This is a genomic window from Novosphingobium profundi (assembly GCF_018491765.1).
Lineage (GTDB): Bacteria > Pseudomonadota > Alphaproteobacteria > Sphingomonadales > Sphingomonadaceae > Novosphingobium > Novosphingobium profundi.
Window position 1 is genome coordinate 170,451 of sequence record NZ_JABWCU010000014.1, and the last position, 13,961, is coordinate 184,411.

Below are 13,961 nucleotides of genomic sequence, written 5' to 3' on the forward strand. Positions count from 1 at the left end.
AAAGCCCCCTGCGTCGTGGGGAGGAAGTATAATGAAAATGGGAATCGAAAACAGCGCTTCGGCGCTGACGGTGGCGCTCGTCCTGCTGACTCCTCAGCATGCCCTGGCGCAAGATGTTGAAATGGCAGGCGGCGGGCCGGTGGCAGAGGCGCAGGACAGCGCCGCGCAGCCTGCGCCGCAGCAGGCCGGCCTGCAGGAAATCATCGTCACCGCGCAGCGCCGCGCCGAAAGCGCGCAGGACGTGCCGATCGCCATCACCGCGGTCACGGCCGATGCGCTGCAGGCCAAGGGGCTGACCGACGTTTCGCAGATCGGCGGCCAGGCGCCCAATGTGACGCTCAAGAACACGGCGGCCTTTGGCGGCTCCAGCTCGATCCTCGTCTCCTATATTCGCGGCATCGGGCAGAACGACTTCGCCTTCAATCTGGAACCGGGCGTCGGCATCTATGTCGATGGCGTCTATCTGGCGCGCAATATCGGGGCGAATGTCGACCTGCTCGATCTCGAACGGGTGGAGGTGCTGAAGGGCCCGCAGGGCACTCTGTTCGGGCGCAACACCATTGGCGGCGCGCTCAATATCGTGACCCGCGATCCGCGCGATGAATTCTATGCGACGGGCGAGGTCACCACCGGCAGCTACAACCGCGTCGACGTGCGCGGGGCGGTCGACATTCCGATCGTGCCGGGCGTCATCACCAGCTCCATCGCCTTTTCGAGCAAGCATCGCGACGGCTGGCAGAAGCGCATTGCCTATGCGGGCCCGACCGACATGAACCCGATCTACCTGCTCGCCACGGATGGCGCCTATGGCGGGCCGGAGAACACCAATACCGACGACAATTTCGCCTTCCCGATCCAGTCCGGGCCGCGCCATTCGACCAGCGGGGGCGAGAACAAGACCTCGGTCCGCGCCAAGCTGCTGATCGAGCCGACGGACGATTTCCGCGTTCGCCTGATCGGCGATTATCTGCATGTCGATCAGTCGGCCGCGCCCTTCAGCCTGGTGAATGTCAACCAGGAGCTTTACGTCGCGCTCTACAACACCTGCATCACCGGCAACGAAGCCGTCTATTCGGGCGTCGGCGCGCTGACCGGGTTGGGCGCGGGCGTCGCCAATCTGTGCCAGAGCATGCGTGGCAATGCGGCATCGCCTGCCGGTACGCAGCCCTCGCTCTACGACGAGGCGGGGCAGCATCTTCCCTATGACAACCGCTATGTCATCACCGACAAGGACGGGAAGATTAACCCCGACAAGAGCTATGCGACCGGCGCGAATTTCGACAAGGTCGAGAACTGGGGCATCAATGCGCAGATCGAATATGATTTGACGCCCGATCTGCAGGTGAAATCGATCACCGCCTATCGCAACCTCGATTCCGACTTTGGCGTGGATATCGGCGGTGCCCCCTTCCTGACGCTGTCCCCTTCATTCGAGACCAGAGAGCGCCAGTTCAGCCAGGAACTCCAGCTTTCGGGGCTGGCGCTGAATGGAGCGTGGAACTTCGTCCTTGGAGGCTATTATTTCCACGAATGGGGCACGCTCACCGATCTCGTGCCCTTCATGTCGGGGCTGATCCAGATCAACTCGCCCGACAACGAATTCGATACGAAAAGCTATGCGGTCTTCACGCATAACAATATCGAGATCATCCCCGACAAGCTCGGCATTACGCTGGGTGCGCGCTATACCTATGAAAACAAGAACTTTACCGGCGCGCAGAGGGATGAGAACAATTTCGGCGGCAAAGTGCTGCTGCTGCCCAACTTCGTCTATCCCAACCCGGACGATGTCTATCGCCTCTATCCGCTGGGCAGGAACACGCAGACCTTCGAGAATTTCTCCTATCGCGTCGGCGCCGAATACCATGTCGATCGCAACATCATGGTCTATGCCTCCTATGCCACCGCGTTCAAGGGCGGCGGCTGGACGACCCGCCTGACGGCGGCGAACTTCAACACCACCACTTTCGAACCGCTGCCCGCGCCGACCTTTGGCCCGGAAAAGGCAAAGACGGCCGAAATCGGCATCAAGTCGCAGCTCTTGGACCGCCGGGTGCGCCTCAATGTCGCGGCGTTCAGCACGAACTACGACAATATCCAGCTGACCTTCCAGAACGGGTCTTCACCGGTCACCGCCAATGGCGGCAATGGCAAGATCCAGGGCGTCGAGGCCGAGCTCAACGCGGCGCTGACCGATGCGTGGACGCTGGATGCAAGCGGCGGCTATCTCGATGCGCATTATACCAGCGTCAAGCCGGGCGTGCCGCTGACGGGTGACGAGGCTTTCGTCAACACCCCCGAATGGACGCTGCAGGCCGGAACCGCCTATCGCATCGAAACGGGCGCGGGCACTTTCACCCCGCGCATCGACTGGAACTACGCGACGAAGATCTACAACGACGAGGCCAATACCGAACTCCTCGCCACGGGCGCGCGCAGCCTGTTCAACGGCACGCTCACCTGGGCGGAAAATTCGGGACGGTTCGAACTGCAGGCCGGCGTCACCAACATCTTCGACAAGCGCTACATCCAGTCGGGCTACACCAATGCCTTGGCGATCTATTCGGCGACCTACAGCCGCCCGCGCGAATGGTTCCTGACCTTGCGCTATCGCCATTGATTTCTGCCGAGACCGAGGGGCCGGGCAAGACCGCCCGGCCCCGTATTTTGACCGATATCCGGAGTAGATAATGAGCCGCGAAACCGCCGTCGTCGTTGGAGTGACGGGTGCCTTTGGCGAAGTGATTGCCAAGCGCCTGCTGTGGCGTGGCCTCGATGTCGTGGGCGTCGCGCGCGATGCCGCAAAGCTGGAGGAGGTCGCCGGGCGGCTGGGGCAGGAGTTCATCCCCTGTGCCGCCGATATTGGTGATGATGGCGCGATTGCCGCCATTGCCTCAGCGCTGCCCGACCAGGCGGTGGCGATGGTCGTCCATTCGGTCGGCCTGCCGGTTGCAGGCGGCATCCTTGTCGCCGAACCGGGGGCGCTTGCGGCCGCGACCAATCTCAAATGCGGCGGCTTCGTGCGGCTGGTTCGTGCGGTCGATACGCGGCTGCGGGACAAGTCCAGACTGGTCGCCATCGGCGGGCATTACGGCTTCGAACCTTCGCCCTATGCCGCGACGGCGGGCGTCGGCAATGCCGCGCTCGCCAATCTCGTCCGGCAGATGAGCTGGGCTTACGGCCCGCGCAAAATCACCGCCCATCTCGTCGCGCCCGGACCTGCCGATACCGACCGCCTGCGCAAGGTCGCGGCCGCCCGCGCCGAAAGGGCGGGAAAGCCGCTCGACGAGGAATACGAGAACATGCGCGCCGACAGCGCGATCGGCGCATTCACCACACCTGATCAGGTTGCCTGGGCGATAGCCATGCTGCTCGATCCGGAAGCCGATGCGCTGGCCGGTTCGACGATGGGGCTGGATTCCGGCCGCCGCCACGGCATCTGAGGAAAAGGATACGCCATGCCAGTCGTGCAATTCCATCTCGTCAGGGACCGCTATCCAAAGGAAGCGATCCACGCCCTGCTCGATGACGTCACTGAGTTCTATGCCGGCACGCTCTATCCCGAAGCCGAGCGTCCCCCGGTCGAGCGGGTGCGCGCCTTCGTCAACCTGGTCGAACCCGACATGTGGGCGACAGGCGGCAGGCTCGTTTCCGAGGGCGGGCCGGATTCGCCCTATTTCACCTGCCTCGTCCTGACGGGGCGGAGCATCGAGCAGCATCACGCGCTGATTGAGGGGTTCACCGGCCGGATCGTCAAACATCTGGGTTGCGAAAAGGACCGAGTGCGCGGGCAGGTGGTGCCGATCGAACCGGATAATTGGGGCATCGCGGGCGTGCCCGCCGCCGTCGCCCGCCGCGCGGAAATCGAAGCCCGCGCCAATAGCTGACGGGCCGGGTCGACAAAATTGTCACGCGCTTCGGGCCGGTGACAATTTTGTCGGCACTGCAAGGACTCAAGTCGCGGAAAACTGCGGATTTTCGAATTGGCACGGGGCCTGCAAACGTTTTTTGGCAGACAGGCCCGAAAACGGGTCGCCAATGAGAGAGGATCGATGGAACACCCGGCAAGCGCCGACGAGACCATGCCCGAAAACCCACTCGACGCCCGTTTCGTGCGGGTCCGTGGGCGACGGCCAGGTGGCATCACCGAATTCGATTTCGCGATCGGCGCACCCGAAATCTTCGTCGAGCTGATCATGCCCGACGCCGCGTTCGAGCAGTTCTGCGCCGACAACAATGTCATCGACGTCACCGGCACCGCGCGTCCGGAAGACGATTTCGACGCGCGCCTGCAGCGCGAGTCCGACGCAAGGCTTTCCTGAGAGGACCACATTCCATGCAGATGGATCTGAAGACCGTAAACATCGAGCCCAAGCGTCGCAGCTATGCCCATGTGGCGGCTCGGATCGGGGCCGAAAAGCTTGCCTCCCGCTATCAGGAGGGCACGTTCGACATGCAGGTCGAGGGGCCGCAGCATTACCGCCCGCTGTGGGACCCGGCGCATGATTATTTCGATCCCGACCGCACCCGGATACGCATGCAGGACTGGTATGCGTTCAAGGACCCGCGCCAGTATTATTACGGCAGCTATGTCATCGCCCGCTCACGCCAGCAGGAAACGGCGGAGAGCGCCTTTGCCTTCGTGGAAAGCCGCAGTCTTGCCGATGCCATGCCGACCGAGCTGCGCGAAACCGCGCTGAAGCTGCTGCTGCCGCTGCGCCATGTCGCGTGGGGGTCGAGCATGAACAATGAGACGACGGCGGCCTATGGCTATGGCGCCGCGATCACGCAGGGTGCGCTTTACTACGCGATGGACCAGCTGGGTATCGCGCAGTTCCTGACCCGCATCGGCCTGCTGCTGGATCAGCCCGAAGCGCTGGAAACCGCGCGTGAGGCATGGCTCCATGACGAGGCATGGCAGCCGCTGCGCCGACTGGTCGAGGACCTGTTCGTCGAGAAGGACTGGTTCGAGGTGCTGGTCGCGCAGGATCTCGTCCTCGACGGGCTGCTCTATCCGCTGATCTATGGCGCGATCGTCGACAATGTGCTGGCCATGCAGGGCGGCAGCGCCGTCGCCATGGTCTGCCAGTTCCAGTCCGAATGGCACGCCGAGGCGAGCAAGTGGATCGACGCGCAGGTCAAGGCCGCGATCAAGGACACCGGGGCCAATGGCGATCTCATCGCCGGCTGGGTCCGCAAATGGCGCGCCCGCGCCGTTTCCGCCTTGCTGCCCGTGGCGGCCATCGCATTGGGCGATGGCGCCGAGGAGCAGATGGACGAAGTGCTGGCCGATTTCGACAAGCGTCTCGCCAAGCTGGGAGTGAGCGCATGAGCGAGGTGAAATCCACCGTTTTCCTGTGTCTTCAGGCCAATGACGAGACGCGCGGCGTGATCGAGGCGATCGAACGCGACAACGAGCACGCCAGCTTCGATTACCAGCCCGGCATGGTCCGCATCACCGCGCCCGGAACGCTGACCGTTCGGCGCGAGACGGTCGAGGAAGAGGTCGGCCGCGAATTCGACCTCCAGGAACTGCACATCAACATGATCTCGCTCTCCGGCCACGTCGATGAAGACGACGACGCGCTGGTGCTGAGCTGGGATCGCTGAGGAGAGACATCATGGACATCGCTGTCACCAAGAAGAAGCTCGGCCTCAAGGAACGCTACGCGCTGATGACGCGCGGCCTTGGCTGGGAACCCACCTATCAGAGCGTCGACGACGTCTTTCCCATGGACAGTTTCGAGGGGATCAAGATCCACGACTGGGACGCGTGGGAAGATCCGTTCCGCCTGACCATGGACGCCTATTGGAAATACCAGGCCGAAAAGGAGCGCAAGCTCTACGCCATTCTCGATGCCTTCGCGCAGGGGAACGGGCACCTGACACTGTCGGACGCACGCTATATCAACACGGTGAAACTGTTCATCAACGGCCTCGCCCCGCTGGAATATATGTCGCATCGCGGCTTTGCGCATATCGGGCGCCAGTTCCGCGGCGTCGGCCCGCGCGTCGCCTGCATGATGCAGTCGCTGGACGAAATGCGCCACGCGCAGACACAGGTTCACGCGATCAGCAATTACAACCGCTATTACGACGGCATGGCGAATTTCCGCCATCACCACACGTATCTGCCCTATCTGCAGGTGCCGCGCAGCTTTTTCGAGGATGCGGCCAGCGGCGGTCCGTTCGAATTCATCACCGCGATCGGCTTCGCCTTCGAATATGTGCTGACCAACCTGGTCTTCGTGCCCTTTATCTCGGGCGCGGCCTATAATGGCGACATGGGGGCGATGACCTTCGGCTTCTCCGCCCAGTCGGATGAGGCGCGGCACATGACGCTGGGCCTTGAAGTCATCAAGTTCATGCTCGAGCAGGACCCCGACAATCTGCCCATCGTGCAGAAATGGCTGAACAAGTGGACCTGGCGCGGCGTGCGCGTGCTGACCCTGGTGGCGATGATGCAGGATTACATGTTGCCCAAGCGTGTGATGAGCTGGGCCGAGGCATGGGAGATCTATTTTGAAGAGAATTGCGGCGCGCTGTTCCGCGACCTCGCCCGCTACGGCATCGTGATGCCGCCTTGCGTCGAGCAGGTGCGCAAGGAACGCGATCACCTGTCGCACATGGCGTGGTGCCAGTTCTACCAGGCGCGCGGCACCAACAACTTCCACGTCTGGCTGCCTTCGAAGGAGGACATGGACTGGCTTTCGGCCAAGTACCCCGAAACCTTCGACCAGTACTATCGCCCCCGCTTCGAATATTGGGCGAAGATGGAGGAGGAAGGCACGCCGTTCGAGGCCGCGACCCCGCCGCAACAGTGCCAGGTCTGCCAGATCCCCACGATCTTTCCGGTGGCGGGCGACCCGCTGACCCGGGCCGAACACAGCTGCACCCATGATGGCGAGCGTTTCCATTTCTGTTCGCAATGGTGCCAGGAAATCTTCGAGGACGAGCCCGAGAAATACGTGCAGGCCAAGCTGGGCGCGCATGAGCTGTATAAGGGCAATCTCTTCGGCGATGCCGATCCCACGGCAGAGGATTTCGATCCGATGGCGGCGGCGATGGCTTTCCTGAAACTGACCCCCGAGGATTCCGGGCTCCACAGCGACAGCCGAGATGCGGCCAATTTCGACCTGTGGCGCGGCCTTGCCAAGGCGAACGAGGCGTAAGGAGGAAAGCCATGACCATTATCGCAAACGCCCCTTACGACTTCACCTCGAACGACCGGCAGGAGGATTTTCGCGGCGCAATGCTGGTCTATGTCGGCTGGGCGCGGCACATGATGTTCGCATCGCCCTATTGCTGGCCGCTGCCGCCGGACATGCCATTTGGCGCCCTGGTCGAGGGGCCGATGGCACAGGCCTTTGCCCAGCACCCCGATTGGGAGCAGGCGGACTGGTCGACAGCGACCTGGACGCGCAACGGCGAGCCTTTTACGCCCGACCTGTCGAAGTCGCTTGCCGACAACGGCCTGTCCCACAAGGACTCGCTGATGTTCACCACGCCGGGACTGGACGGCATCGGCGGGATGGGTTTCTGATCATGACCCACACGCTGACGATCTCGTCCACCGGGGACGAGGTGGAGATCGAGGAGGGGCAGACGATCCTCGATGCGTGCCTGCGCGCCGGGATCTGGTTGCCCCATGCCTGCTGCCACGGCATGTGCGCGACTTGCAAGATCGACATCGAGGATGGCGAGATCGAGCATGGCGACGCCTCTCCGTTCGCGCTGATGGATAGTGAGCGCGACGAGGGCAAGGCGCTCGCCTGCTGCGCCACGCTGGAAAGCGACGTGACCATCGCTGCCGAGATCGAGGAGGACCCGGACGCACTGGGCATCCCGGTCGAGGATTACGACGGCACGGTCGAGGCGATCGAGCGGCTGACCCCGACGATCCGCGGCATCCGCATAAGGCTCGACCGCCCGATCCGCTTTCAGGCGGGGCAGTATGTGAACCTTGAGATCGGCGGCGATGCGGCGCTCACCCGCGCCTTTTCCATCGCCAGCGATCCGGCGGACGACACGCTGGTCGAACTCAACATTCGCATCGTGCCGGGCGGCAAGGGCACGACATGGCTGCACGAGAATCTGGAGGAGGGCGACCGCATCCGCTTCTCCGGTCCCTATGGCCGCTTCTTCGTGCGCAAATCCGCGAAAGTGCCGACGCTCTTCATCGCGGGCGGTTCGGGTCTTTCCTCGCCCCGCTCGATGATCCTCGACCTTCTGGCCGCCGGGGAGGACCAGCCGATCACGTTGGTCTATGGCGCGCGCAATCGCGAGGAGCTGTATTACCACGAGAGCTTCGAGGCACTGGCTGCAGCACACCCGAATTTCACGTATGTCCCCGCGCTTTCGGACGAGCCGGAGGACAGCGGCTGGAGCGGTCGGCGCGGTTTTGCGCATGAGGCGGCGAAGGAAGCGTTCGACAATGATTTCCGCGGGGTGAAGGCCTATCTGTGCGGGCCCCCGCCGATGATCGAGGCCGCCATTGCGACGCTGATGCAGGGCCGCCTGTTCGAAAAGGACATCTACACCGAGAAATTCTTCTCCGCCGCCGATGCACAGCAGATCAGAAGCCCCCTTTTCAGGCGCATCTGATCGGGGCAGAACGGTTTTTGGCGAGGGGGCGGCAAGACAGCCACCCGCCGGTGGAGAGGTAATGTCGCAAGCAATCGAAGAGCGGGCAAAAGCCAGCGAACTCTGGTCGAAACTGCGGTTCGATCCGGCAACCGGTTCGGTCTGGCTGGACGAGCAGCGCATGCTCCTCCTCCATACTGGTTCGCTGGGTGCGCTGCGGGCCGAGCTGATCCGGTCTCTGGGCGAGGAGCGCGCGGCGGGATTGCTGCTGCGCATGGGTTATCATTCGGGCGTGCAGGACGCCGAAATCGCGCGGCGGCTGGTGGGCAAGGGGCTTTACGAGGACGTGTTCCTCCTCGGCCCCGCGCTGCACCAGCTCGAGGGCGTGGTCGAGGTGGAGACGGTTTCGCTCGACCTCGATCTCGACGCGGGCGAATTCGCAGGCGAGTTCATCTGGCGCAACGGCTGGGAGACGCAGGCGCACGTCTCCGAATTCGGCGTGGGCGATCACGCCGCCTGCTGGAATCAGCTCGGCTATGCCACCGGCTATGTCAGCGCCTTCATGGGCCGGCGCGTGCAGTTTCGCGAAATAGAGTGCCGCTGCAAGGGCGATCCGGTCTGCCGCATCGTGGGCGAGAGCCTGCCCGAAGGCGAGCGCGGCGAAGACCTCGCGCCTGACAATATCGCCAGCGAAATCGATGCCATGGCCGAAGAGATACACACGCTGCGCCGGCGGCTGGGGAGCCATTCGGCGCCTGAAAACCTCGTCGGGCAATCGCCCGCGTTCCTCAAAAGCTATCGCCTGCTGGAACGGGCGGCGGATAGCGCGATCACCGTGCTGCTGCTGGGCGAGACCGGGGTGGGCAAGGAGGTTTTCGCGCAATGGCTGCACGATCATTCGCCGCGCCGGGACAAGCCTTTCGTCGCGGTCAATTGCGGCGCCATCCCGCACGATCTGATCGAGAGCGAATTGTTCGGCGCAGAGGCGGGTGCCTATACCGGCGCCAAGGGCGCGCGGGCGGGCCGCTTTGCGCGGGCCGATGGGGGCACGCTGTTTCTCGATGAAATCGGCGACCTTCCCTATCCGGCGCAGGTGAAGTTGCTGCGCGCGCTGCAGACGGGTGAGATTGACCGGCTTGGATCGGATCGTCCGCAAAAGGTGGATGTCCGGCTGATCGCGGCGACCAATGTCGATCTGCAGCAGGCGGTGGCCGGGGGCAAATTCCGTGCCGACCTGTTCTACCGTTTAAACCCTTATCCGATCGAGATTCCGCCCCTGCGCGAGCGGGCGGAGGATATTCCCGCCTTTGTCGATTTCCTGCTGGCGCGGATCAGCATCCGCCATGGCCGCCCGGTGCGGGGGCTGACCGACAAGGCGATGGAAATGCTGCGCGCCTATGACTGGCCGGGTAATATCCGCGAGCTGGAAAATGTACTGGAGCGCGGCGTCATGCTGGCGGAACCGGGCGGCGCGATCGATGTCGATGCGCTCAACCTCCCTTCTTCCGTGCCCGTGTCGGGCATGCGCCTCACCCGAACGGGCGAGGTGAAGGACCGCAAGCTCGATGACATGGTGCGGGCGCTGCCCGATCTCGATCTTGGAGCGGCAGAGGCGCGGATGCTGGACGAGGCGCTTCGGCGCAGCGATGGCGACGTGGGCGAGGCGGCAAAGCTGCTCGGCCTGACGCGGCGGCAGATCGACTATCGGCTGAAAGGCAGGGCCGAAAGCGGGGAATAGGCCTGCCCGCAGCCAGTGCGGCGACGGGCGGCGCATTGCCTATTCGGCGGCCTGTCGCAGTTGCCCAACGAGACTGGCAGAACGGGCCGAACTGTCTCAGCTCCAGCCTCCATCAAGCTCTGCCAATCCACCAACCGCAAACGCGCGAGCCAAGGCAGCCAGAAAAACCATTACGCCCGTTATCGCCTTACGCGGATAGCCACTGTGCTTTGGGTTCGCTCGAAATTTCACGGTCCACATTGGGAGAAAGTAGCGCGCCGAATATATCCAAGCCCCAACGCCAACCAACCACAGGCAGACGAACAAAATTTCCATTGCGCGAGCGAAGACTGTCATGATGTAGCATTTCGCATCCTGGACGCCCCTCCGCAACATGGCGTGAACGCGCCCATTCTAGCCATTCAGAGCGGCTAGCGCCCTATCCGAAAGCTGCCGTTCAGGCTGCTCCGGCATCCATCAATTTAGTAAGTCGTGGCTGGCCCAGCCTCAAGGCCTCGGCTTCACTATAATGCGGTGATATGCTGCCAATGCACCCGGGAACTATCGCGCAACAGTTCCCGGGAATAGCGAACAAAGTGGCCAGCACTATTTCCCCAATTTGACGGTGACGTCCTTGAGCACACCCTCGAAGGTGAAGGGGCCGGTGTAGTCGTACGTCACCGGAGTGCCGGTATCAGTCCCGATGTCCTGGTTCTCGGACAGCGAGTACTTGAAGGGCGTGGTGCGCGCGACGGGTCCTGTGGCCACTTGCTGGCCATCGACCGAAAGCGTCAGCGTGCCGTTCTTGCCCATCTCGCTGCCGCCCGCATAAGCGAACTGCATCGTCAGTTGATGCTCGCCCGCGGGCACCGGAGTGGTGCTCGCGACCGCATAGCGCTCCACGTCGATGTAGTTGTGCGCCGCCTTGAGCAGGCCATCCTTGAGGTAGAACGCCCAGCCGCCGGTGTTGCCGCCCTGGGTGAAGATCACGCCGTTCGCGTTGGCATCGATCATCACATTGGCGGTCACGCTGAAGGACTTGTTCTTGAGATCGGGCGCGGAGGCCTCGGGCAGGCCCGCCATGATCCCGTGGTAGGTAAAGGTGGTGCGGCCCGCGGCCAGGTTGGGCTTGCCGGTGGCTTCCGCACTGAAGCGCTCGGCCCCGCGCCAGTCGAGCGGCAGCGCCTTGTTGGCCGACGCCTGCGCCCACCACAGCGCCTTCAGTTCCTCCAGCTTTTCGGGGTACTTGGTGGCGACATCGACCGCCTGGCTGAAGTCGGTCTCCAGGTTATAGAGTTCCCACTTCGCGGTCATCGGGTCGAATTCACCGCGCTCGGGCTCCCAGGGTTCGAAGGCGAGCGAGGCCGCCCACCAGCCCTCGTGGTACATCGCCCGGTTAGTGACCATCTCGAAGTACTGCATATTGCGGATGGCTTCGGCGCTGGGATCGTTGAGAGTGGGCAGGAAGCTCTTGCCCTGGATCGGGGTCTGCTCGACCCCGTTCACGCTGCGCGGCTGCGCAATGTGCGCCGCCTCCAGGATCGTGGGGGCGACATCGATGACGTGGACGAACTGGTCGCGCACCTGCCCCTTGGCGGCAGTCGCGCGCGGGTACTTCACGATCATCGGGTTGCGCACTCCGCCCAGGTGACTGGCGACCTGTTTGGTCCACTGGAAGGGTGTGTCGACTGCCCAGGCCCAAGCCGCCGGGAAGTGGTTGAAGTGCATCTCGGTGCCGATCTCGTCGATCCGCGCGAGCATGTCGTCTGGCGTCATCAGGTAGGAATTGAAGAACGCGTTCTCGTTGAGCGTGCCGTCAAAACCGCCTTCGGCCGAGGCGCCGTTATCGCCCACAATGTAGATGATCATCGTGTTGTCGGCATCAGGTAGGCTTTCCACGTAGTCGATGACCCGGCCCACTTCCTGATCGACCTGGTATCCGAAGGCCGCAAAGACCTCCATCATCCGCGCGTAGAGCCGCTTCTGGTCGGCATCGAGAGTGTTCCAGGCAGGTAGGCTCTTGGGCCGCGGGGTCAGCTTCGCGTCGGCCGGGATGATCCCCATCTCCTTCTGCCGCTGGAAGGTCATCTCGCGGTAGGCGTCCCAGCCCATGTCGAACTGGCCCTTGAACTTCGCAATGAGTTCGGGCGGCGCCTGGTGCGGAGCGTGGGTGGCCGCGGGCGCAAGGTAGGCCAGCCAGGGCTTGTCGGGCTGCACCGATTCCAGCTGCTGGAGCCAGTTGATAGTCTTGTCGGCAAGGTCGGTGGAGAGGATGTAGTCATCCCGCGTCGGGGTGCCGACCGCGGTCTGGTTCTCGTAGAGATAGGGGCGGATCTGGTTGGTGTCGCCCGCCATGAAACCGTAGAAATAGTCGAAGCCCAGCCCGTTGGGCCAGTGGTTGAAGGGCCCCATCACGCTGGTCTCGTAGATCGGGGTGTTGTGGTTCTTGCCGATCCAGGCGGTGACATACCCGTTCTGGTGCAACGTCTCGGCGAAGGTGGCCGTGTCGGCGGGGATGATCCCGGTATAGCCGTCATAGCCCGTCGCCAGCTCGGTGATGACGCCCGTGCCCGAGACGTTGTGGTTGCGGCCAGTCAGCAGGGCGGCGCGCGTGGGCGAGCACAGCGCGGTGGTGTGAAAGCGATTGTAGGTGACACCGTCCGCCGCAAGCTTTTCCATGGCGGGCGAAGGCACTGCCCCGCCGGTCACGCTGAACTGTCCGAAGCCCACGTCGTCGAGCAGGACGAGGAGCACATTGGGCGCCCCCTCGGGCGCGGTGATCGGTGCGGGAAACTGCGGCGCGTCGGAATTGAGATAGGTCGTTCCGACCGCGCCTGTGAACTTCTTCTCGGCATAGGGCAGCGTCACCTGCCCGTCCTGCGCGGCCAGCGGCTCGGCCGGCTCCTGGGCCTGCGCCGGGATGGATAATCCCATGGTGCTGCAGGATGCCATGAGTATTGTCGAAACCTTTGCCAAGAATTTCATTGTCATCGCCCCATCTAGGCAGGCCAGCGCCTGCGTCTCGCACAGGGAGGCTGTCACGCCTCTAAAGACGATGGCATAGGGGATTACCCTGATAGGTCTCGCGCAGCGCCCCTGATCTGGAGAGGGCCGACTTGCGCCCTAGTCGGTCGTTCAGAGGCCGATTTGGCGCGCCGAGTAGCGGTCGGTCCGGTTCCTTCCGATTATGTTTGCCAGCGGGCCCGGCGGCAGGATGTTCAAGGGGCTGCGTCGTTTGAGGAAACGAAAGATCGATCCTGAGGCCACAGGCAAATTGTCGTTACAAAAAGCGATTGACGGCAAATCAAATTGTAACTACAAAAAGCCATGATAATCGTATGGGATGAACCGAAACGGCAAGCGAATCTCGTCAAGCACGGGATCGACTTTGCCGATGTGGGAGAAGGGTTCTTCCTCTCCGCCCTGGTGATCCCCGCGAAGGACGGACGCTTTGCCGCCATCGGTGAGATGAACGGCACGATCACGGTGATTTTCGCTGTGCTGGGCACCGAAGGCGTCTCTATCATCTCTGCCCGCCCGGCCAGCATTACGGAACGGAGGCTACTGCCATGACCGACCCGAAACACGCCGCTCCCGGATACACCAAGGCTGATATGGATGCGGTCAGCGATAACCCCGAATGGACGGCCGAGGACTTCGC

At 63.0% G+C, this 13,961-nt stretch carries 12 protein-coding genes; 11 read left to right on the plus strand and 1 reads right to left on the minus strand.

Going from position 1 to position 13,961, the window contains the following annotated elements:
- Positions 1-31: 31 nt before the first annotated feature.
- From HT136_RS17220 to HT136_RS17265, 10 genes are all read left to right on the plus strand, one after another.
- Complete coding sequence (locus HT136_RS17220; RefSeq protein ID WP_214201039.1) at positions 32-2,620, plus strand: TonB-dependent receptor; 2,589 nt, start codon at positions 32-34, stop codon at positions 2,618-2,620.
- Positions 2,621-2,690: 70 nt separating this feature from the next.
- On the plus strand, positions 2,691-3,443 hold the full coding sequence (locus tag HT136_RS17225; RefSeq protein WP_214201040.1) for an SDR family oxidoreductase: 753 nt from the start codon (positions 2,691-2,693) through the stop codon (positions 3,441-3,443).
- Positions 3,444-3,458: 15 nt separating this feature from the next.
- The gene (locus tag HT136_RS17230; RefSeq protein ID WP_214201041.1) at positions 3,459-3,887 is read left to right on the plus strand and encodes a tautomerase family protein; all 429 of its coding nucleotides are present in this window, start codon (positions 3,459-3,461) and stop codon (positions 3,885-3,887) included.
- A gap of 165 nt (positions 3,888-4,052) precedes the next feature.
- On the plus strand, positions 4,053-4,322 hold the full coding sequence (locus HT136_RS17235; protein ID WP_246543821.1) for a phenol hydroxylase subunit: 270 nt from the start codon (positions 4,053-4,055) through the stop codon (positions 4,320-4,322).
- 14 nt (positions 4,323-4,336) lie between these two features.
- Positions 4,337-5,332: an aromatic/alkene monooxygenase hydroxylase subunit beta gene (locus tag HT136_RS17240; protein ID WP_214201042.1), complete on the plus strand. Its 996-nt coding sequence runs from the start codon at positions 4,337-4,339 to the stop codon at positions 5,330-5,332.
- Positions 5,329-5,610, plus strand: coding sequence for an MmoB/DmpM family protein (locus tag HT136_RS17245; RefSeq protein WP_246543822.1), 282 nt, complete (start codon positions 5,329-5,331; stop codon positions 5,608-5,610). Before HT136_RS17240 ends, HT136_RS17245 begins: the two co-directional genes overlap by 4 nt.
- Before the next feature lie 11 nt (positions 5,611-5,621).
- A complete protein-coding gene (locus HT136_RS17250) occupies positions 5,622-7,172 on the plus strand; it encodes a YHS domain-containing protein (protein ID WP_214201043.1) in 1,551 nt (516 codons plus the stop codon).
- Between the two features lie 11 nt (positions 7,173-7,183).
- Positions 7,184-7,543 carry a phenol hydroxylase subunit P4 gene (locus HT136_RS17255; RefSeq protein WP_214201044.1) on the plus strand — a complete coding sequence of 120 codons (360 nt, stop codon included), beginning with the start codon at positions 7,184-7,186 and terminating at the stop codon, positions 7,541-7,543.
- 2 nt (positions 7,544-7,545) lie between these two features.
- A complete protein-coding gene (locus HT136_RS17260) occupies positions 7,546-8,604 on the plus strand; it encodes an NADH:ubiquinone reductase (Na(+)-transporting) subunit F (protein WP_214201045.1) in 1,059 nt (352 codons plus the stop codon).
- 61 nt (positions 8,605-8,665) lie between these two features.
- Complete coding sequence (locus HT136_RS17265) at positions 8,666-10,321, plus strand: sigma-54-dependent Fis family transcriptional regulator (protein ID WP_214201046.1); 1,656 nt, start codon at positions 8,666-8,668, stop codon at positions 10,319-10,321.
- 585 nt (positions 10,322-10,906) lie between these two features.
- Here HT136_RS17265 and HT136_RS17270 read toward each other — a convergent pair.
- On the minus strand, positions 10,907-13,234 hold the full coding sequence (locus tag HT136_RS17270; RefSeq protein ID WP_214201047.1) for an arylsulfatase: 2,328 nt from the start codon (positions 13,232-13,234) through the stop codon (positions 10,907-10,909).
- Between the two features lie 393 nt (positions 13,235-13,627).
- On the opposite strand from HT136_RS17270, the gene HT136_RS17275 reads away from it, so the two are divergent.
- Positions 13,628-13,873, plus strand: a complete 246-nt coding sequence (locus HT136_RS17275; protein WP_214201048.1) for a BrnT family toxin — start codon at positions 13,628-13,630, stop codon at positions 13,871-13,873.
- Positions 13,874-13,961 lie beyond the last annotated feature (88 nt).

Excerpts from the sequence above, each read along its gene's own strand:
- HT136_RS17220 (WP_214201039.1), top strand. The coding sequence starts at position 32 with ATGAAAATGGGAATCGAAAACAGCGCTTCGGCGCTGACGGTGGCGCTC.
- HT136_RS17225 (WP_214201040.1), top strand. The coding sequence starts at position 2,691 with ATGAGCCGCGAAACCGCCGTCGTCGTTGGAGTGACGGGTGCCTTTGGC.
- HT136_RS17230 (WP_214201041.1), top strand. The coding sequence starts at position 3,459 with ATGCCAGTCGTGCAATTCCATCTCGTCAGGGACCGCTATCCAAAGGAA.
- HT136_RS17235 (WP_246543821.1), top strand. The coding sequence starts at position 4,053 with ATGGAACACCCGGCAAGCGCCGACGAGACCATGCCCGAAAACCCACTC.
- HT136_RS17240 (WP_214201042.1), top strand. The coding sequence starts at position 4,337 with ATGCAGATGGATCTGAAGACCGTAAACATCGAGCCCAAGCGTCGCAGC.
- HT136_RS17245 (WP_246543822.1), top strand. The coding sequence starts at position 5,329 with ATGAGCGAGGTGAAATCCACCGTTTTCCTGTGTCTTCAGGCCAATGAC.
- HT136_RS17250 (WP_214201043.1), top strand. The coding sequence starts at position 5,622 with ATGGACATCGCTGTCACCAAGAAGAAGCTCGGCCTCAAGGAACGCTAC.
- HT136_RS17255 (WP_214201044.1), top strand. The coding sequence starts at position 7,184 with ATGACCATTATCGCAAACGCCCCTTACGACTTCACCTCGAACGACCGG.
- HT136_RS17260 (WP_214201045.1), top strand. The coding sequence starts at position 7,546 with ATGACCCACACGCTGACGATCTCGTCCACCGGGGACGAGGTGGAGATC.
- HT136_RS17265 (WP_214201046.1), top strand. The coding sequence starts at position 8,666 with ATGTCGCAAGCAATCGAAGAGCGGGCAAAAGCCAGCGAACTCTGGTCG.
- HT136_RS17270 (WP_214201047.1), bottom strand. The coding sequence starts at position 13,234 with ATGGGATTATCCATCCCGGCGCAGGCCCAGGAGCCGGCCGAGCCGCTG.
- HT136_RS17275 (WP_214201048.1), top strand. The coding sequence starts at position 13,628 with ATGATAATCGTATGGGATGAACCGAAACGGCAAGCGAATCTCGTCAAG.